The sequence below is a fragment of the Stenotrophomonas mexicanensis genome, assembly GCF_032911605.1.
Classification (GTDB): Bacteria; Pseudomonadota; Gammaproteobacteria; order Xanthomonadales; family Xanthomonadaceae; genus Stenotrophomonas; species Stenotrophomonas maltophilia_A.
This window is the reverse complement of record NZ_JAWJTG010000033.1, coordinates 1-18,815: the sequence shown is the minus strand read 5'-3', so window position 1 is coordinate 18,815 and position 18,815 is coordinate 1. Positions and strand designations below refer to the sequence as shown.

Below are 18,815 nucleotides of genomic sequence, written 5' to 3'. Positions count from 1 at the left end.
GCCGGGCGCGGGGCGTCCGGGCCTGGGAGTAGGTAATGGACGTTGCCGCGCAAGTGGTGGAATTCTGGAAGGAGGCGGGCCCTGCGAAGTGGTTCGCCCGCGACGACGCGTTCGACGCGCAGTTCCGCCAGTTGTTTCTGGATGAGCATTTCGCCGCCGCTTCGCGCGGGCGCGAGCATTGGCTGGGCAGTGCCGAAGGGGCGCTGGCCCTGATGCTGCTGCTGGACCAGTTCCCGCGCAACTGCTTCCGGGGCACTGCCCATTCCTACGCCACCGATGGCCTGGCCCGGCACTACGCCATGCGTGCCATCGAGGAAGGCCTGGACCTGCAGCTGGTGCCGAAGCTGCGCGCCTTCATCTACCTGCCGTTCGAGCACTCCGAGGATCCGCTGGACCAGGACCGCTCGGTGGCGATGTTCGACGTGCTGGGTGACAAGGAATACCTGCAGTACGCCGAACTGCACCGCGACATCATCCGCCGTTTCGGGCGCTTCCCGCATCGCAACGCCGTGCTGGGCCGCATCCCCACGCCGGAAGAACTGGATTACCTGGCCGAAGGCGGGTTCGCCGGCTAAGAAAAAGGGGACGGAGGGAATTAAGTCGTTTTTGCCACAAACGACTTAATTCCCTCCGTCCCCTTTTTCAGTGCCGATCAGTACTTCGGCACGCCGTTGTCGACGTCTTCCGACCAGGCGTTGATGCCGCCGGTGACGTTGAACACCTTGGTGAAGCCCAGGGCGCGGAACTGCTCGGCGGCCTGCGCGCTGCGGCCACCGTGGTGGCACATGAAGGCCAGTGCGGTGTCCTTCGGCAGGGCTTCCAGCGCGGCGCGGCCGTTGCCGTCGAAGCTCTTGAACGGTACGCCGACGGCTGCGATGGCGCGCTCGTCGGCCGGGCGCACGTCCACCAGGGTGATGTTGCCGGCACGCACCAGGTCGTCGGCGTCGCGCACGCTGATTTCCTGCACCGGCTTGGGCGCGTTCGGGTTGTCGATCGCCAGGCCCTTGCCGCGGATGTCGTCCACCCAGTCGATGGTGATGCCGTTGGCGCGACGCGCGCTGGCCAGGTCGAACTGCACGCGCAGGCCGTTGGACTCGGCGGCAATCGCGCCTTCGTCGTGCGGGGCCAGCTGGAAGTTCGGCTGGAAACCGGCGTCGATGGACAGCTGCAGGGCAGCGCCTGGAGCATCGGCCAGCGCGCCCTTGAGCATTTCCACGGCGGCAGGAGTGACGGTGATGCTCGGCGGGGTACGGTCCGGCGCAGCCAGGCCCAGCACGCTGCTCAGCTCGCCGCTGGCGGCCATCTGCAGCACGATGTCGCTGCCGCCGACCAGTTCGCCGTCGATGTACAGCTGCGGGATGGTCGGCCAGTCGCCGTAGGCCTTGATGCCTTCACGGATTTCCTGGTCGGCCAGCACGTTGACGTGGGCGAACTCGACGCCGAGGTCCTGCAGGGCGCCCACGGCCTTGGCCGAGAAACCGCACTGCGGCATCGACGGCTGGCCCTTCATGAACAGCACGACGCGGTTGGCGTTGAGGATGGATTCGATGCGCGAACGCAGGGCGGGATCGAGGGACATGGACGTCGGGGTTCCGGGAATTCGAATCATCAATTCTAACCCCCATGGCATCATGGGGGATGAGCAACGCAGGAACATTGCATCGCATCCCGGCCCGCCCCTGGCGCTGGCTGCCCTGGCTGGTGGCGTCGCAGCTGGCCGTGATCCTGGTCTGGGCCCTGGCCGGCTGGCACTGGGGGCTGCCACTGATGGTGGCCAGCCATGCGCTGTTCATGGTGCCGGTGTTCCTGCCCAACAGCCGCTTCTATGCGCCGGTGCTGAGCCGACTGCCGGAGGCCGGCAACACGGTATGGCTGACCATCGATGACGGCCCCGGTCCGGAAACCCGCGCCGTGCTCGACCGGCTGGACCGCCACCAGGCACGCGCCACCTTCTTCCTGGTGGGGGAACGTGCGCTGGCACAGCCGGAACTGGTGCAGGAGATCCTGCGCCGTGGCCATGACCTGGGCAATCACAGCCACAGCCATCCGCAGGCGCGCTTCTGGCGGCTGGGCCCGGCGGCGATGCGCGCCGAGATCGAGGGCTGCCAGCATGCCCTGCAGGCGGTAAGCGGCCAGCCGGTGCGCTGGTACCGCTCGGTGGTGGGCATGACCAATCCGTTCGTGGCGCCGGTGCTGCAGCGGTTGGGGCTGGTCCGGGTAGGCTGGAGCGCGCGCGGCTACGACGGCGTCGGCTGCACGCCGGATGGCGTGCTGGCACGGCTGCTGCCTGACCTGCGCCCGGGCGCCATCGTGCTGCTGCACGAAGGTGCCGCCCATGGGCACAACCTGGTGATCATCGAGCGCGTGCTGCAGGCGCTGCACGAGCGCGGGCTGAAGGCGCAGCTGCCGGCCGGATAACCGGTAGCGCCGGGCCACGCCCGGCGAGCGCAGCGGCATGGATGGAATCCGCCGGGCATGGCCCCGCGCTACCGGATGCGGTGCGCCACCAGCAGCCAGCTGTTGAACGGGGTACGCCCGTGCAGCGGCCGGGGCGACGTCACCTGCAATCCGGCCTCGATCAATGTCGCCTGCAACACCTGCGGATCGGGATAGTGGCGCGGTCGTGTGCCCATCCAGCCGATCAGCCAGGCCAGCCGGTCGGCCACCCGCGTGGTGCGGTCGCGGCCATCGCCGGTGGCCAGCGGTGTACGCAGCAACAGGCAGCCGCCGTGGGCCACCTGCGCGCTGGCCGCGCGCAGCAGGGCCTGCTGTGGGCCCGCGTCCAGATACTGAAGCACGTCCAGCAGCAGGACGTGCCCGGCCTGCGCCGGCAGCGGCGCCTGCACATCCACGCAGTCGAAGCGCACGTCCTGCAGGTCGGCGGCAGCACGTTGCGCGCGGGTGATCTTGCCGGCATCCACGTCCACGCCCAGGTAATGCTGGGTACCGCCGCGCTGGCGCAGCACATGGGCGAACAGGCCCAGCCCGCAGCCCAGGTCCAGCACCGGCTGCCCATCGTCAGGCAGATGCTGCAGCACGCCGTCGTACAGCGGATCGCTGCCGAGCTTGCCGCGGGTGTAGTAGTAGTCGCGGCGGCTGCCCCAGGCCTGCGCTGGCCGGAATGCTTCTGCGATCAAGCGGGCCTGCGGGGCGGTCAGGGGCGTGCAGGGCAGGGGCGGGCCGTTCCGTGGCGTGCCGTCCATCGTCTCAGTCCGTGCCGCCAAGTAGATGCGCGGCCACCGGCAGAGCGCGCGCGCTCCACAGCGCATACATCCGCGCTGAAGGGTGCAGGCCGTCCTCGGCAATCATCGTCGGGTCTTCGCCCTGCGCGCGGCTGATATCGGTGATGTCGACGAAGGCCACGCCCTGCTGGGTGCTGATCACCTCGGCAGCCGCGTTGAACTCGTCGGTCTCGATCTCGATCGTGGCCAGGTCGCGGCCACTGCCGGCGCCGAACGGGGTCGCACCCCAATCGGGGAAGGACAGCACCAGCACGCGGCCGGCGTCACCGCCAGCGAAGCCGATCGCCCGCTGCAGCAGGGCCTTGAACTGGCTGCGGTATTCGTCCAGCGGACGCCCGCGGTACTGGTTGTTGACGCCGATCAGCAGGCTGACGAAATCGAACGGCCCCTGCGGCGCGGCCGCATCGATGCCCGCATCGAGTTCGTCGGTGGTCCAGCCGGTGGTCGCAATGGTCTGCGGATCGGACAGCTCAGTGCCCTGTGCACGCAGCGCGGCAGCCAGCTGGTGCGGCCAGCGGCCTTCGACTGCAACCGCTTCACCGATGGTGTACGAATCGCCCAGCGCCAGATAGGACAGGGTCACAGGTCAGGCCACCGAACGGCGCGGCTTCAGCGGCACGACCTTGGTCGCGTCCTCGGCACGCCGTGCCAGCACGCGGTCGATGCGCGCGAACACATCGCGCATCACCGAGGCCTCTGGCATCAGGGTCACGCGGAAATGGTGGCGGTAGGGCACGTTGAAGCTCGAGCCCGGCACCACCAGCACGCCCTCGTTGTTCATCAGGTCCAGCGCGAAGTTGTGGTCGTCGAAGCCCTTCGCCGCAGCGCCGACCACGGCCGGGAACGCGTACAGCGCACCGGCCGGCGCGACCAGCGACAGGTGCTCGCTGGCTTCGCAGGCCTCGATTACCGCGCGGCGGGTTTCATACAGGCGGCCGCCCGGCGTGCACAGCTCGGAAATGGTGTCCGGGCCGTTCACCGCGGCCTCGATGGCGTACTGGCCCGGCACGTTGGCGCACAGGCGCAGCGCACCGAGCAGGTCCAGCGCCGCGCGGAAGTCACCCAGGCGGGCATCATCGCCGCTGAGGTGGGCCCAGCCCACGCGCCAGCCGCAGGCGCGGTGCACCTTGCTCAGGCCGCTGAAGGTCAGGCACGGATGATCACCGGCCAGCGGCGCGACCGGCTGGAACACCGCGTCGTCGTACAGGATCTGGTCGTAGATCTCATCAACCAGCAACAGCAGGTTGTGGCGGCGCGCGATCTCCACCACGCGCTCCAGCAGTTCGCGTGGGTAGCTGGCGCCGCTGGGGTTGTTCGGGTTGATCAGCACGATGGCGCGGGTGCGCGAGGACACCAGCGTCTCGATCTCGCTCGGGTCCGGCTGGAAGCCGTTCTCCGGTGCGCAGCGGTAGTACACCGGGCGGCCATCGTTGAGGATGGTCGAGGCCGACCACAGCGGGTAGTCGGGCGAGGGCACCAGCACTTCGTCGCCGGGATTGAGCAGCGCACGCAGCGACAGGTCGATCAGTTCGCTGACGCCATTGCCGAGGAAGACGCGGTCCGGGTGCGCATCGGGCGCGCCACGGCGGGCGTAGTAGCTGGCGATGGCTTCACGCGCGACCGGCAGGCCCTGCTGGTGCGTGTAGGGGTCGGTGCGGCCCATGTCGTCGGCGATCGCACGCTGAAGGTGCTCCGGCGCGCGGAAACCGAAGGCGCCGGGATTGCCGATGTTGAGCTTGATCAGCTTGCGGCCCTGCGCCTCCAGCTCCCGGGCTCGCCGCGCCAGTTCTCCGCGGATTTCGTAGCGCACTTCGGAAAGGCGCTCGCGGATGGCCAGGGGCTTGGGCGAGTTGGTGGACATGGGAGCTGGGCCGTCAAAAGGCATGGGGCTTCCATCCTACCGGAATTGCTGCAATGCATGGCAAGGGCTCCGGGCCCGTCATTGCTGGGCTGGCAGGGCGCCGGCACAGGTAGAATGGCGGCGATGACCCAGACCCCCGATTTCATCGCCCTGCAGACCATTGGCTGGCCCTGGCCGGGCCCGGCGCAGCAGGCCGACTGGCAGGCCGCGATGGCCGCACATCCGCAGGCCCGCCCGGCACGGGTGATCGAACAGCACCGCACCCACTACGTGGTGGCCGATGGCCCGGATGCGTCGATCAAGGCCGAGTCCCTGCCGGAATGGCAGCGCCCGCGCTTCCCCAGCCATGAACGGCCAGCGGTGGGTGACTGGGTGCTGCTCGATGGCATCCGCATCGTCGCCCTGCTGCCGCGGCGTACCGCGATCAAGCGCGGTGCGGCCGGCGAGCATTACCACCAGCAGGTGATCGCCGCCAACATCGATACGGTGTTCATCGTCTGTGGCCTGGATGCCGACTTCAATCCGCGCCGCATCGAGCGCTACCTGCTGCTGGTCGGTGGTGGTGGTGCAGAACCGGTGGTGGTGCTGACCAAGGCCGACCAGACCGAGTACAGCGAAGACGCACTGGCGGTGCTGGAAGAACTGGAGATGCAGGGCATCGCGCTGCATGCGATCAACGGCCTGGATGCCGACAGCGTGGCGGTGCTGCAGCCGTGGCTGGGCCCGGGCCGCACGGTGGTGCTGGTCGGTTCTTCCGGTGCCGGCAAGTCCACGCTGACCAACACCCTGCTCGGCGAGCAGCGGATGAAGACCAACGCAGTGCGCGCCAACGATTCGCGTGGACGCCACACCACCACGCACCGCGCGCTGATGCCGCTGCCGACCGGCGCCTGCCTGATCGACACCCCCGGGATGCGCGAACTGAAGCCGACCGGCGAAGAGACCCTGTCCGAGGGTGGGTTCGCGGACATCGAAGCGCTGGCCGCACAGTGCCGTTTCAACGACTGCAAGCACCAGCAGGAGCCGGGCTGTGCCGTGCGTGCAGCGATCGAGGCTGGCGAGATTGAAGAGAGCCGGCTGCTGAACTACTTCAAGCTGAAGGAAGAAGTGGCCGCCGCTGCCGCCAAGCTGGCAGTACGCCAGGCTGAGACCGCGCAGGAACGCGGTGGCAAGAAGGGCAAGGGCCAGCAGTTCCGCCCGGCCGGCAAGCCGCGCAGGCGTTGATCGGTATCGCGGGGTCGGATCCCATTGCACCGCAATGGGCTCTGCCCCCTGCAATGAACCTGCGTCTGCCTGCTTCGGGTGGGTGCCAACTGCCCGCTCCTGGTAGGTGCCAACCTTGGTTGGCACGGATGTATCCGAAGTCCGCCTTCGGCGGATGCCAACCAAGGTTGGCAGCTACCCGATCCATTGCACCTACCAACGTGCGGGCAGGGCGCTATAGTCCGCGCATGGAACCGACTGCGACGCTGGACCGTGACGTGGCCCACCATGCAGCGCTCGATGCGCGCCTGGTCGAGGCCGTGGGAGGCATCCGCCTGCTGGGCCTGACCAGCTGGCCAGCCACGGTGCAGGCACCGTTCCTGGACAGCGTAGCGCGCGGCCAGCCGGTACTGCCGAAGGTGGATTACCCGGAGCTGGACTTCAGCGAAGAACGCCGCGCGCTGGCCGCGATCGCCGCCGACTGTGACGACAGCCATCCGCTGGGCCACTACGTGCGGCAGTCGGCACAGAGCTGGGACCTGGCCGCACAGCTGCTGGAAGGGCTGGGCACCGCTGCAGTCGATACCTGTTCTGTGCAGCTGTTCGGCGCCCCCGAGCAGCCGCTGCCGGGCAATGGCCCCAGCACGCGTGAGGCTGCACGCCACTTCATCCAGATCGCCGCCGAACTGGACCACGAACTGCTGGCGCCGGAAGAACAGGTGCCGGTCTCGGCCATCGCGCTGCAACTGCAACTGCAGAACGATCTGGACGCGTTCTTCGAATCGCGCATCATCCAGGTACAGCTCGACCCGGAGCTGGTGTCCAAGGCCGCCGCCGGCCCGACCCGCATCCGCCTGCGCACCAGTGCACGCTTCAGCGCCTACGACCGCGCGCAGCTGTTCCACCATGAAGCGCTGGTGCATTCGCTGACCGCCCTGAACGGCCGCGAGCAGCCGGTGCTGCCCAGCCTGGCACTGTCCTCGCCGCGGGTGACGGCCACCCAGGAAGGGCTGGCCACCTTTGCCGAGCAGATCACCGGCAGCATCGACATCGAGCGCCTCAAGCGCATCAGCCTGCGCACTGAAGCGATCGCGATGGCACGCGAAGGTGCCGACTTCATCGAAGTGTTCCGCTATTTCTGCGATGCCGGGCAGAACGCGGAGGAGAGCTTCGCCTCGGCACAGCGCGTGTTCCGCGGCGTGCCGCCGAGTGGCGGCCTGGCCTTCACCAAGGACACGGTGTACCTGCGCGGCCTGGTGTCGGTGCACACCTTCTTCCGCCACATGCTGGCCGAGGACCGCCTGCAGGTCTGCCGCTGGTTGTTTGCCGGCAAGATGAACCTGACCGACGCGATTGCGTTCGCGCCGTTGTTCGATGCGGGGGTGCTGAAGCCGCCGCGCTGGCTGCCGCACTGGGTGAGCCGGGCGAATGGCCTGGCCGGGATGCTGGCGTTCTCGCTGTTCGCCAACCGGATACGGATGGACCAGCTGGCGCCGGAATGAAATGCGTTGGCGGGATGATGCGCTGGCGCCTCGATTGATATCGCTGGGCGGCGGTGGGGCACCCTGGTCAGGACACGCCGTAAACCCATCCATGGGGGCTCGATCGGCGCATCCATGCGCCTCACGGTCTTGGCCAGGGTGCCCCACCGCCGCCAGACAGTTTCCCGCGCGGGCGGCAGCACATCACCGCGCCGAAGGGATTGCGCTTGAAAAGCAAAGAGCCGGGCAATGCCCGGCTCTTTGCTTTTGCTTTTCATTGCCTCCGCGCCATGCAGGAACACTCGATGCCCCGCAGCGCCCGCTTCTGACTTAGAACTCCGCCGCCACCGTCATGAACAACTGCCGCGGCGCGCTCGCGTGGATCGCATAGCGCTTGCCCTCCGGATCGGTCGGTGCGAACGAACTCAGCTGGCCCGCATAGCGCTTGTTGGTCAGATTGGTCGCGTTCAACGACACCCGCACATTGCGCAGGCCCAGGCCCGGGCCGAAATCGTAGCCCGCACCGGCGTCGAAGGTAGTCACGCCCGGCACCGACTGGTCGTTGGTGTAAGTGTAGTAGCGCTTGCCGGTGTACTTGGCACGCAGGCTGGCGAAGAAGCCATCGCGGTTCCAGCTGATTTCACTGGAGGCCATGCGCTGCGGCGTATCCACGGTGATCTTGCCGGCCACCGGCACTACCGCGCCGCCGGACAGGTAGTCGTCCTCGTAGGTGGTCTTGTTCCAGGACAGCGCGTTGTACCACTGTAGGCCGTCGATCGGCTTGAGGATGAAGGTCAGTTCCGCGCCGTAGCTCTTCACCGAACCGACGTTGATGAAGCGCGTCACGCACTCCGGACGCGTGCCGACTTCGATGCTCGAGCACGGGTTCAGCGACAGCAGGCGGTTGTCGAACTTCACGTTGTAGCCTGCGATCGACGCCTGGTACTTCTCGCCGAAGGTACGGAAGCCGGCTTCCAGGCTCTTGGACTTCTCCGGCTCCAGCCCGGCACTGGCCGCGAACGATTCCGGCGACACCTGCAGCGGGCCGCCGCTGCCACCGCCGACGAAGGCAGCGATGTTTTCGGCATACGAGGCGAACAGCTCGTTGTTGGCGTTGAGCTTGAAGCCCAGGCCCAGCTGCGGCAGCACCGATTCCTTGGCAGTCAGCGTGCCTGAGGCGATGCTGGTTTCCACGCCCGGGTTGGCGGTGGCGCGCATGCGGGTGTTCGGGCTCTTGATGCCCACGTCCACGGTCAGGCGCTGGTCCAGGAAGCGCATGCGGTCCTGCACGTAGAACTGGCGCGTGCGGATGTCGAAGTCCTGGTTGAACAGCAGGCGGTCCGGGTTCTTCAGGTACAGGTCGTCCAGGAACGGGCCGCTGATGTAGTAGAAGTTGCGCGAAACGTTATGGTCGTTCTGCTCGTACCACAGGCCGGCTTCCAGCTCGTGGATACCGACCGTCCACGACAGTGCGGCGGTCAGGCCGTCGCGGTTGATCGTGTAGTTGGTGCTGCGGATCGAGATCGGCAGCATCTTGTCGGTGCCGGGGTAGGACGGCTGGCCCGGTGCCCACCAGTGGCCCTGGCCACGGTTGTCGTGGTGGTAGGCCAGCAGCTTCAGGCGACCCTGCTCACCCAGGCGCAGGTCGGCATCCACCGAGTACAGGTTGTCGTCACGCAGTGCACGGCTCTGGTAGTACGCATCGTCGATGCTGGTGACGCCACCGCTGAACCTGCACTTGCTGCGGTCCAGCGTGCCCGGCGCGCAGTACGCAGCAGCCACGGCTCGATCCCAGTCCGGCGCGTAGATGTTCCAGTCATAGCCCAGGCCACGTGCCAGCATGTCCTTGGACAGGTAGGCGTAGTTGGCCTGGCTGGCGCGCGAGGTGGCCACGAACGCACCGAAACGATGGTCGCCCACGTTCCACACCGCCTTGGCGTTGAACTGGCGAGTGGTCTGGTTCTGGTACGGCGCAGCCCACATGTCCTGGTCCTGGTGCACGCCGGACACGTAGGCCGAGAAGCCGTTGATGTCGCCGGTATCCACGCGCAGGTAGCCACGGCGCTGGCTGTTGTCGCCGACGGTGACGCTGGCGCGACCGCCGAATTCGGTGGACGGGTCCATCGAGAAGTACTGGATGGTGCCGCCCAGGTTGCTGGTCGAGGCCACGCCCAGCGAACCGATGCCCTGCGACAGCTCGGCGCCGGCCAGGTTCTCGGCGATGATCGCGCGGGCGATGCTCAGGCCGTTGTAGTTGCCGTAGCTGTTGTCGCCCAGCGGGATGCCGTCCAGCGTGTAGCCCAGGCGGCTCTTGTCGAAGCCACGCAGGCTGATGGTCTGCGATTCCTCGTTGGCACCGAAGGCGTCGTTGGACTGCACCGACACGCCCGGCAGGCGATCGAGGATCTTCTGGCCGCTGGTGCCCGGCGGCAGCACCTGCTTGTCGACGGCGGTGATGCGCTGCACCTGGCGGGTCTCGCCCTGGCCGATCACGGAGACGGTATCCAGCGTCTGCGCGCTCAGCGCGGCATCGGTGCTGGCGCCGGTATCGGCGGCGGTGGCAGCATGGGCGCTGGCGGCGGCGGAAAGCGCGATCGCCACGGCGATCGTCAGGTGTCGGGTCTGCATGGTGGTCCGTTGCATTGGGGGTGGTCACCGGCACGCGTGCGCGGTGCATGGCCACTATGCGAACGGAACATGAAACCTTCTTTACGGAAAACCAACGAACGATGCAGGGCAGTGGTGTGCGTCCTGCAACCTGTTCGTCATGGTGGTATGCCGGAGAGAATCAGAAGCGCTCACCGGGCCACCTGAATTTGAGCTGGTCCATGCAGTCACGATCATGTTCGGAGAATGAGAACCCGATCTGGATGCCGTTCAGTACCGTGCCGAACACCGTCGACTCGTCCAGACTATGCCCTGACGGGACGGAAAGGACGTTGAAGTCGGGGTAGCGACGACCCATCTGCTTTCGCGAGATGCAGGCGCCGCCCAGCGACAGCGTAATGCCTTTGATGATTCGCCCCGACGCATCGCTGTAGATCTGGCCAGAAGGCGCCCTGATCCTCCCAGCGACCACGAAAGGCGCCAGATCGATGGTGGCGCTGTCGCCCCGGCCCCTTCCTGCTTCCGAACGCGAGCCGGCCGGAGCCAGGGGTGACAGCTGCGCGACAAGGTCAGAGCGTGCCAGTTGCAAGGACCAGCGCTCCACGAGCCGCCAGGTTGCGTCCGCCTCTTCTGCAGTGGCAGCGGGTGGGGTTGCCGCCAGTGGCGTGGTGGCGACCGCAAGAAGCGCAATCAGCATTGCACGCATGCCAACCTCCTTGATCCGCGATGTCAGCCGTTCGTCCATTGGGCGCGGCAAGCGCTAGCAGGTATAGCACCGGTTCTGCCGATGCATCGGGAAGTGCGTCTCAGAAATGCAGAAACAAAAAGGGGCCGGATCCCCCTCGCGAACGAAGGTTCACCGGCCCCGCGCACTCCGTGGGGGAGGCGGTCCACGCGCTGCGTGGAGACGGGCTCAACCCATGTACAGGCCACCGTTGACCGGATAGTCGGCGCCGGTCACGTACGAGGCTTCATCCGAGGCCAGCCATGCGCACAGGCCGGCCACTTCTTCCGGACGGCCCAGGCGTCGCACCGGCACCGAGGCGGCCAGCCGGTCCAGCACGTCCGGCGGGAAGCTGCTGATCGCCTGGCTGGCGATGTAGCCCGGCGACAGCGTGTTGACGGTGACCCCGCGTGAGGCCACTTCGGCGGCCAGCGCACGGCTGAAACCATGCATCGCGGCCTTGGCGGTGGCGTAGTTCACCTGGCCGATCTGGCCCTTGTGGGCGCTGACCGAACCGATGTTGATGATGCGGCCCCAGCCCCGCGTGGCCATGCCGTCCACCACCTGCTTGGTCAGGTTGAACAGCGCATTGAGGTTGGAGGCGATCACCGCGTTCCAGTCTTCCACCGTCATCTGCCGGAACAGCAGGTCGCGGCTGCCGCCGGAATTGTTGACCAGTACATCCACCTCGCCGACTTCGGCGCGGACCTTGGCGAACGCCGCGCTGGTCGAGGCCCAGTCGGTCGCGTTGCCTTCGGAGGCGATGAAGTCGAAGCCCTGTTCGCGCTGCTCGCGCAGCCAGTTGGCCTTGCGCGGTGAGTTCGGCGCGCAACCGGCGACCACGGTGTGGCCGCTGCGGGCCAGGCTCTGGCAGATGGCAGTACCGACACTGCCCATGCCGCTGGTGACGTAAGCGATTCGAAGCGTCATTGCAGAAGGCTCCTTGGTAAGGGGTCAGGCCGCGAGCGGGTACAGGCCGAACAGCAGGCTGCCGACCATCAGCAGCATCGAGATGGCGATGGCCCACTTCAGGGTGAACTTCTGGTGATCGGCGAACTCGACCTTGGCGAGGCCAACCAGCAGGTAGGTGGACGGCACCAGCGGGCTGAGCAGGTGCACCGGCTGACCGGCCAGCGAGGCGCGCGCCATTTCCACCGGGGTGATGCCGTAGTTGCCGGCGGCTTCGGACAGGATCGGCAGCACGCCGAAGTAGAACGCGTCATTGGACATGAAGAAGGTGAACGGCATCGACGCCACCGCCGTGATCACCGCCAGGTACGGCCCCCACGATTCCGGGATCACCGCCAGGAAGCTGTGCGACATCGCTTCGACCATGCCGGTGTTGTTGAGGATGCCGGTGAAGATGCCAGCGGCGAAGATCAGCGACACCACCGACAGCACGTTGCCGGCGTGGTTGACCACGCGGCGGCGCTGCTCGGCCAGGTTCGGGTAGTTGATCACCAGGGCGATGGCGAAGCCGACCATGAACAGCACCGGCATCGGCAGCACGCCGATGATCAGCGCGGTCATCAGCGCCACGGTCAGGGCCAGGTTGACCCACAGCAGCTTCGGACGCTTGATGTCCTCGGCGTCTTCCACGGTCGGCAGCGGGTTGCTGTCGTCGGACACGCTGTTGTCCATCCAGCTGCCGCCCTTGGGCAGGGTCACCACGCCGAGGCGACGGCGTTCCTTCAGGCCCAGGTACCAGGCCAGCAGCAGCACGCCAGCACAGGCGATCACCATCGACGGGATCAGCGGCACGAACACATCGGCCGGGTCCACGTGCAGCGCGGTGGCCGCGCGGGCGGTCGGGCCGCCCCACGGGGTCAGGTTCATCACGCCGCCGGCGAGGATGGTCACGCAGGTCATGTTCAGCGCGTTCATGCCCAGCCGCTGGTACAACGGCAGCATCGCCGAGACGGTGATCATGTAGGTGGTCGAGCCATCACCGTCCAGCGAGATCAGCATCGCCAGCACCGCGGTGCCGAGCACGATCTTCATCGGATCGCCCTTCACGAAGCGCAGGATCACCCGCACCAGCGGATCGAACAGGCCGGCGTCGATCATCACCCCGAAGTAGAGGATGGCGAACATCAGCATCACGCCGGTGGGCGCGATCTTCTTGATGCCCTCCAGCATCATCTCGTCGATGTTGGCGCCGAAGCCGCCGATCAGCGCGAACAGGATGGGGATGGTGATCAGGGCGACGAGCGGCGACAGGCGTTTGCTCATGATCAAGTACATGAACGTAATGACCATGCCAAAGCCGAGGATGCTCAGCATCATCTGCGGACTCCTTGCGAAAACAGGACGTGGGGGAGTGGAAGGGGCCCGGGCGGAATGCCCGGAATGTCGGGCTTAGAAGTCGTACTGCAGGCGGCCGGTGACCGCACGCGTGCGGTCCACCGTGACCCCGGCGAGGCGGTCGCGGTTGCGGCTTTCGATCACGTTGAGCATGAAGCGCAGGTTGTCGCGCAGGTACCAGTTGCCACCCAGCGTCCATGCTTCGGTGCTGCCGCGGCGCAGGTCGGGGGCACCGTCGAGGTGCTGTGCGCCCCACATCTGGTCGTAGCGCAGCGCCACTTCGAAGGCACCGGCCTTGTGGCGGATGTCCTTCACCCGCGCGAAGCGGCCGGTCTTGCGGTCGTAGGCGCGGCTTTCGCCGGTGACGAACCAGCTGAGCATGCCGTAGGCCGCCATCACGTCGCCACGCTGCGCGCCGTCATCGAAGGTGGCTCCACTGAATTCGCCCTGCCACGACAGCGGACCGCGCACCTGCGCGTATTCCAGCGACCACTTGTTGACGTCGGTATCGCGGCCGGCGGAGAAGTCGACCAGGGTCAGGCGGCTCTCGTCGGATAGGTGGCCGGCCGGGCGCGGGCGGATGCGCAGGCCAGGCACGCCATTGGCGCCGGGGTTGTCGTAGGCCTCACGGGCCAGCGACAGGCCCAGGTGCAGCACGTCGCCATCGCTGGGCGAGGGCGCCCAGGTGACGCGGCCACCGGCGGCACGGCCCTTCACCTGCCAGGCGTCGATGCTCTCCAGGCTGTAGATGCTGGCCGCCCAGGTAAAGTCACCCGGATTGGCCTGCCACGATGCGCCCAGGCGATACAGCGGTGCCAGCGTGGTGCCGGCGTTGCCGCGCTCCAGGAAGCTGCCGTAGTTGGAGCTGGTGCGGTCATCCAGCGAGAAGTACTGCTTGAACTGGCCCACGGTCAGCTTGCCGGCCTTGCCGAAGCTGCGTGCCAGGTACACGTCCTTGGCCTCGACGCGGTCGCCGGAGAAATCGGCTTCCAGCTTGTAGTCGACCACGAAGAACTTGCCGGACACATCGACCCAGGCACGGCGGATCTCGGTGTCATCCTTGTTCGGCGTACCGCGATTGTCGTTGTCGAAGGTGGCGAAGTCCAGGTGCAGGCGGCCTCCGAGCGAGGCCGTGACCGGACGATCGTCTTCGGCGGCAAAGGCCGGCGCCGACAGGGCAGCCAGCGCCATCATGGCGGCAGGGCGCCGCCAGGCAAACGTGAATTCCACAAACCCTCCCAGGTGCGCGCCAGGCGCGCGGCAATCGTGGGCACCGGACGGTGCGCGGCCGCAGTCTGGGTTGCCGTAGCTGTCATCGTCCTGTCAACGGATTGTGCGGTGCAGCGTAAAACCGGCCACTGCGCTCACTGGGCCACGCCCGGCAAGCGCGGCGGCGGCATGCGGTAGCATTCGTTTCCCCTCCCACCCCCGTGCCCATGCGCCTGCTGCTGGTCGAAGACAACCCGGATCTGGCCGATGCGATCATCCGCCGCATGCGCCGCAGTGGGCACGCCGTGGACTGGCAGGCCGATGGCCTGGCGGCCGCCAGCGTGCTGCGCTACCAGAGCTTCGACTTGGTGGTTCTGGATATCGGCCTGCCCAAGCTCGATGGCCTGCGCGTGCTGGCCGGCATGCGCGAGCGCGGCGACAGCACACCGGTGCTGATGCTGACCGCGCGCGACGGCATCGAAGACCGTGTGCAGGCGCTGGACGTCGGCGCCGACGATTACCTGGGCAAGCCGTTCGATTTCCGCGAGTTCGAAGCGCGCTGCCGCGTGCTGCTGCGACGCGCGCGCGGCCAGGCCAGCGAAGTGGTGCAGATCGGTGGCTTCCAGTTCGACAATGCCGCGCACCGGGTCAGCCTCGACGGCGAACCGATCGAACTGCCGAACCGCGAGTACCGGCTGCTGGAGATTCTGGTCGGCCGCCTCGGCCAGGTGGTCGGCAAGGATGAGATAGGCAATGGCCTGTTCGGCTTCGACGATGAAGCCGGCCCGAATGCCATCGAGCTGTATGTGGGGCGCCTTAGAAAGAAGCTGGCAGGTGCACCGCTGCGCATCACCACGGTGCGCGGCGTTGGCTACCTGCTGGAAGCCAGTGATGACAGCGCCGACGCCGATGGCTGACGCGCGGACCGCGAACGCCGCACCGGGCTCGCTGCGGCGCACGCTGCTGCTCTACCTCGGCGCGTTGCTGGCGGTGTTCGCGGTGGCTCTGCTGTTTGCCGCGCGCGGCTATGGCCAGCGCGCCGCCAACCGTTCCTACGATCACCTGTTGGTGTCCTCGGCGTTGTCCATTGCCGATTCGGTGGCCCTGGTCGATGGCCAATGGCAGGTCGATCTGCCCTATGCGGCGCTGGACCTGCTGGCGATGGCCCCGGAAGACCGCGTGTTCTATCGGGTCGCCGACAGCCGTGGCAACCTGATCACCGGCTATGGCGACCTGCCGGCGCCGCCGCGCCGGCCCGGCACGCAACCGCAGCTGTTTGATGCGGCGTACAGTGGCGAGACCGTGCGCTTCGTGGTGGTCGGCCGCAGTTTCGCCGCCGCCTCGGCGCAGGGCGAAGTACAGGTGCAGGTCGGCCAGACCCGGCGTGCGCGTGAAGCGGTCGCGCAGGACATGGTCAACCGCGCACTGCTGGCGATCGGTGTGCTGTCCGGCCTGCTGCTGGCGCTGGTGGCCTTTGGCGTGCATCGCGCATTCCGGCCATTGGTGCGGGTGGAACGCGAGCTGTCACGCCGCGAGCCCTCTGACCTGAAGCCGCTGGATGCCCGTGTACCGCGCGAGATGGACCAGATGGTGGCGGCGTTGAACCGCTTCATGGAACGCCTATCCAGCAGCAACGAGACCTTGCGTGCGTTCATGGCCGAGGCCGCGCACCAGATGCGCACGCCGTTGGCGGCATTGCGTGCGCAGGCACAGCTGGCGCTGGATGACGACGATCCCGAAGACATGCGGCGCAGCCTGCAGGCGATCGAGCGCAACGCCACCCACATGAGCCGGTTGTTGAATCAGTTGCTCAGCGATGCCAGCGTGATCCATCGTTCGCATCTGCAGCGCTTTGCTGCAGTGGATCTGGCCGAGACCGTGCACCAGGCCCTGCATGAAGCGCTGCCGCAGGCCGGCCCGGCGCCGCGCGTGCAGCTGGCGATGACCGCCGAGCCGGTACAGGTGCATGGCGATGCGCTGCTGCTGCGCGAGGCGATCAAGAACCTGGTCGACAATGCACTCAAGTACAGCGGCGACGGTCCGTTGCAGATCGCATTGACCGTGGAAGGCGGGCAGGCCGTGCTGACCATCGCCGACCACGGTGCCGGCATTGCCGCCGCCGATGCCGAACGCGTGTTCGAGCGCTTCGCCCGTGGCGAGGGCGCGCCGTCCGGCGGCGCCGGGCTGGGCCTGGCCATCGTCAAGCGCGTGGTCGACAGCCATGGCGGCCGCATCGATCTCAGCAACCGTCCGCAGGGTGGTTTGATCGCTACCATCCGCCTGCCCCGGAGCAGTTCATGATCCGCCTGTTCGCCACCGCCGTTGCCCTGCTGTTGGCCCTGCCGGTGCTGGCCGCGCCCGGCGATGTGCGCCGTTTTCCCGCACAGGCAAAGACCACGGCGCAGCTGCGCATCCACGGCACCACCGACATCGAAGTGTTCGCGGTGGTCATCGCCGACTACCAGCGGCTGCACCCGGGCACCGAAGTGGTGTACGAGGACATCATCACCCAGGACCTGTACGCGCGGTACCTGCACGACCGCGGCGGACCGGCATCGCCGGACCTGCTGATCTCCAGTGGCATGGACCTGCAGACCAAGCTGGTCAACGATGGTCATGCACTGCCGCACCGCTCCGCGCAGACCGCCGCGCTGCCGGCCTGGGCGCAGTGGCGCAGCGAGGCATTCGGCATCAGCTACGAGCCGGTGGTGATGGTCTACAACACCCGTGCACTGCCGTCGGCGAAGGTGCCGCACACGCGCCGGCAACTGCTGGACCGGTTGCGCGCCGAAGGCGCACCGCTGCGCGGCAGGGTCGGCACCTATGACATCGAACGCAGCAGCGTCGGCTACCTGCTGTCAACGCAGGATGCGCAGCGTGGCAGCATCGCCGGTGCGCTGCTGGGCGCGCTGGGCGACAACGACGTGGTGCGCGAGGAGCGCACCGGCGTGCTGCTGGACAAGGTGGCCAGCGGACAGCTGTCGCTGGTCTACAACGTGCTCGGCTCTTACGCGCAGGCGCGCATCGACGCGGGTGCTCCGCTGGCGATTGTGGAGCCTGAGGACTACACGCTGGTGGTACTGCGTACCGCGGTGATTCCACGCACCGGCCCACACCCGGAAGAAGCCCGGCGCTTCCTCGACTACCTGTTGTCGCCGCGTGGCCAGCAGGTGCTGTCACGCGAGGCACGGCTGATGCCGATCGTCACCGGCAGCGCACGTGGCGACGATGCGCCCGGCCGCAGCCGCCGCCCGATCCAGCTGGGCCCGGGCCTGCTGGTGTACCTGGATGCACTCAAACGCCGCCAGTTCCTCGATGCCTGGCGCAGCAGCGTGGAGCCGGCAGGGCGCTGAGGCGACGGCCTGCCCGTACAATGGCGGCATGAGCGAATACACCATCCTGATCGCCGATGACCACCCGCTGCTGCGTTCGGCGGTGGTGCAGTCATTGCGGCAGAGCCTGCCGCTGGCGCAGGTGCGCGAGGTCGCCAGCGCCGAGGCATTGGCCGAAGCCCTCGACGCGCACCCGGACGTGGACCTGGTGCTGCTCGACCTGACCATGCCTGGCGCACACGGTTTTTCCGCGCTGCTGCACGTGCGTGGCTCGCATCCGGACATCCCGGTGGTGATCCTCTCGTCCAACGACCACCCCCGTGTGATTCGCCGCGCCCAGCAGTTCGGTGCCGCCGGTTTCATCCCGAAGTCGGCCCCGGCCGAGACCATCGGCGAGGCGGTGCAGGCGGTCCTTGATGGCGGCTTGTGGTTCCCGGCGATGGCCGCCGAACGCTCAGAGGCCGACGCCCTGCTGGCCAGCCGCCTGGCCCAGCTGACCCCGCAGCAGTTCCGCGTGCTGCTGTGCCTGGCCGATGGCCTGCTCAACAAGCAGATTGCCTATACGCTGGGATTGGCCGAGAACACGGTGAAGGTGCATGTCACCGCGATCCTGAAGAAGCTCGAATGCCATAGCCGCACGCAGGCGGCGGTGCTGGTGAAGGCGCTGGAGCCCGAGGGCGACGCCGGCATCGGGTTGTAGTTTCCAGCCAACGGCGCAGCCCCTCGTGGGTGGACACGTAGAGCAGTTCATGGGTGAGGCCGGGCAGGTGGACTGCGCAGGGGCCGCTGCAAGTACGTCCATGTAAGCTCGGTCGCCGCTTGCTCGTGTGCGCTGTCCTGCGCACACGGCAA

17 protein-coding genes are annotated in these 18,815 nt (G+C 67.4%); 8 read left to right on the top strand and 9 right to left on the bottom strand.

Features of this window, described 5'->3' with window-relative positions:
• Positions 1-35 precede the first annotated feature (35 nt).
• Complete coding sequence (locus R1L06_RS14425) at positions 36-575, top strand: DUF924 family protein (RefSeq protein WP_006384394.1); 540 nt, start codon at positions 36-38, stop codon at positions 573-575.
• A 77-nt stretch (positions 576-652) separates the two neighbouring features.
• Here R1L06_RS14425 and grxD read toward each other — a convergent pair whose 3' ends face one another.
• Entirely contained in the window at positions 653-1,579 is a 927-nt protein-coding gene (gene grxD, locus R1L06_RS14420) for a Grx4 family monothiol glutaredoxin (protein ID WP_049421809.1), read from the bottom strand.
• 59 nt (positions 1,580-1,638) lie between these two features.
• On the opposite strand from grxD, the gene R1L06_RS14415 reads away from it, so the two are divergent.
• A complete protein-coding gene (locus R1L06_RS14415) occupies positions 1,639-2,418 on the top strand; it encodes a polysaccharide deacetylase family protein (RefSeq protein WP_317218046.1) in 780 nt (259 codons plus the stop codon).
• Between the two features lie 68 nt (positions 2,419-2,486).
• Here the strand turns inward: R1L06_RS14415 and R1L06_RS14410 are convergent, their stop codons facing one another.
• The 3 genes from R1L06_RS14410 to R1L06_RS14400 are packed head-to-tail and all read right to left on the bottom strand — an operon-like array spanning position 2,487 to position 5,103.
• Positions 2,487-3,203 (bottom strand): class I SAM-dependent methyltransferase, encoded by a 717-nt coding sequence (locus R1L06_RS14410; protein ID WP_049400245.1) that lies wholly within the window; start codon positions 3,201-3,203, stop codon positions 2,487-2,489.
• Between the two features lie 4 nt (positions 3,204-3,207).
• Positions 3,208-3,825, bottom strand: a complete 618-nt coding sequence (locus R1L06_RS14405; RefSeq protein WP_317218045.1) for an SGNH/GDSL hydrolase family protein — start codon at positions 3,823-3,825, stop codon at positions 3,208-3,210.
• Positions 3,826-3,828: 3 nt separating this feature from the next.
• Entirely contained in the window at positions 3,829-5,103 is a 1,275-nt protein-coding gene (locus tag R1L06_RS14400) for a pyridoxal phosphate-dependent aminotransferase (protein ID WP_005414441.1), read from the bottom strand.
• Between the two features lie 114 nt (positions 5,104-5,217).
• Here R1L06_RS14400 and rsgA point away from each other — a divergent pair, with 114 nt between their 5' ends.
• Together rsgA and R1L06_RS14390 are read left to right on the top strand one after the other, a co-directional pair.
• Complete coding sequence (gene rsgA / locus R1L06_RS14395) at positions 5,218-6,327, top strand: ribosome small subunit-dependent GTPase A (RefSeq protein ID WP_032129866.1); 1,110 nt, start codon at positions 5,218-5,220, stop codon at positions 6,325-6,327.
• Positions 6,328-6,554: 227 nt separating this feature from the next.
• On the top strand, positions 6,555-7,808 hold the full coding sequence (locus R1L06_RS14390) for a flavohemoglobin expression-modulating QEGLA motif protein (protein WP_317218044.1): 1,254 nt from the start codon (positions 6,555-6,557) through the stop codon (positions 7,806-7,808).
• Positions 7,809-8,117: 309 nt separating this feature from the next.
• Here R1L06_RS14390 and R1L06_RS14385 read toward each other — a convergent pair whose 3' ends face one another.
• From R1L06_RS14385 to R1L06_RS14365, 5 genes are all read right to left on the bottom strand, one after another.
• Entirely contained in the window at positions 8,118-10,415 is a 2,298-nt protein-coding gene (locus R1L06_RS14385; protein ID WP_071228130.1) for a TonB-dependent receptor, read from the bottom strand.
• A 160-nt stretch (positions 10,416-10,575) separates the two neighbouring features.
• On the bottom strand, positions 10,576-11,100 hold the full coding sequence (locus R1L06_RS14380) for a hypothetical protein (RefSeq protein WP_182266675.1): 525 nt from the start codon (positions 11,098-11,100) through the stop codon (positions 10,576-10,578).
• A 207-nt stretch (positions 11,101-11,307) separates the two neighbouring features.
• Positions 11,308-12,048, bottom strand: coding sequence for an acetoacetyl-CoA reductase (phbB, locus tag R1L06_RS14375; protein ID WP_005419193.1), 741 nt, complete (start codon positions 12,046-12,048; stop codon positions 11,308-11,310).
• Positions 12,049-12,072: 24 nt separating this feature from the next.
• The gene (locus R1L06_RS14370; RefSeq protein ID WP_032130486.1) at positions 12,073-13,401 is read right to left on the bottom strand and encodes a CitMHS family transporter; all 1,329 of its coding nucleotides are present in this window, start codon (positions 13,399-13,401) and stop codon (positions 12,073-12,075) included.
• Between the two features lie 75 nt (positions 13,402-13,476).
• Positions 13,477-14,616, bottom strand: a complete 1,140-nt coding sequence (locus R1L06_RS14365; RefSeq protein WP_142808079.1) for an OprO/OprP family phosphate-selective porin — start codon at positions 14,614-14,616, stop codon at positions 13,477-13,479.
• Positions 14,617-14,858: 242 nt separating this feature from the next.
• On the opposite strand from R1L06_RS14365, the gene R1L06_RS14360 reads away from it, so the two are divergent.
• Genes R1L06_RS14360 through R1L06_RS14345 form a run of 4 tightly spaced genes read left to right on the top strand, consistent with a single transcriptional unit; the run spans position 14,859 to position 18,663 of the window.
• Positions 14,859-15,548 (top strand): response regulator transcription factor, encoded by a 690-nt coding sequence (locus R1L06_RS14360; RefSeq protein WP_049463657.1) that lies wholly within the window; start codon positions 14,859-14,861, stop codon positions 15,546-15,548.
• A complete protein-coding gene (locus tag R1L06_RS14355; RefSeq protein WP_317218061.1) occupies positions 15,541-16,932 on the top strand; it encodes a sensor histidine kinase N-terminal domain-containing protein in 1,392 nt (463 codons plus the stop codon). Before R1L06_RS14360 ends, R1L06_RS14355 begins: the two co-directional genes overlap by 8 nt.
• Positions 16,929-17,984 carry an ABC transporter substrate-binding protein gene (locus tag R1L06_RS14350; RefSeq protein WP_317218043.1) on the top strand — a complete coding sequence of 352 codons (1,056 nt, stop codon included), beginning with the start codon at positions 16,929-16,931 and terminating at the stop codon, positions 17,982-17,984. The genes R1L06_RS14355 and R1L06_RS14350 overlap by 4 nt, the downstream gene beginning before the upstream one ends.
• A 28-nt stretch (positions 17,985-18,012) precedes the next feature.
• Positions 18,013-18,663, top strand: a complete 651-nt coding sequence (locus R1L06_RS14345; protein WP_005414428.1) for a response regulator — start codon at positions 18,013-18,015, stop codon at positions 18,661-18,663.
• The last annotated feature ends 152 nt before the right edge of the window (positions 18,664-18,815 follow it).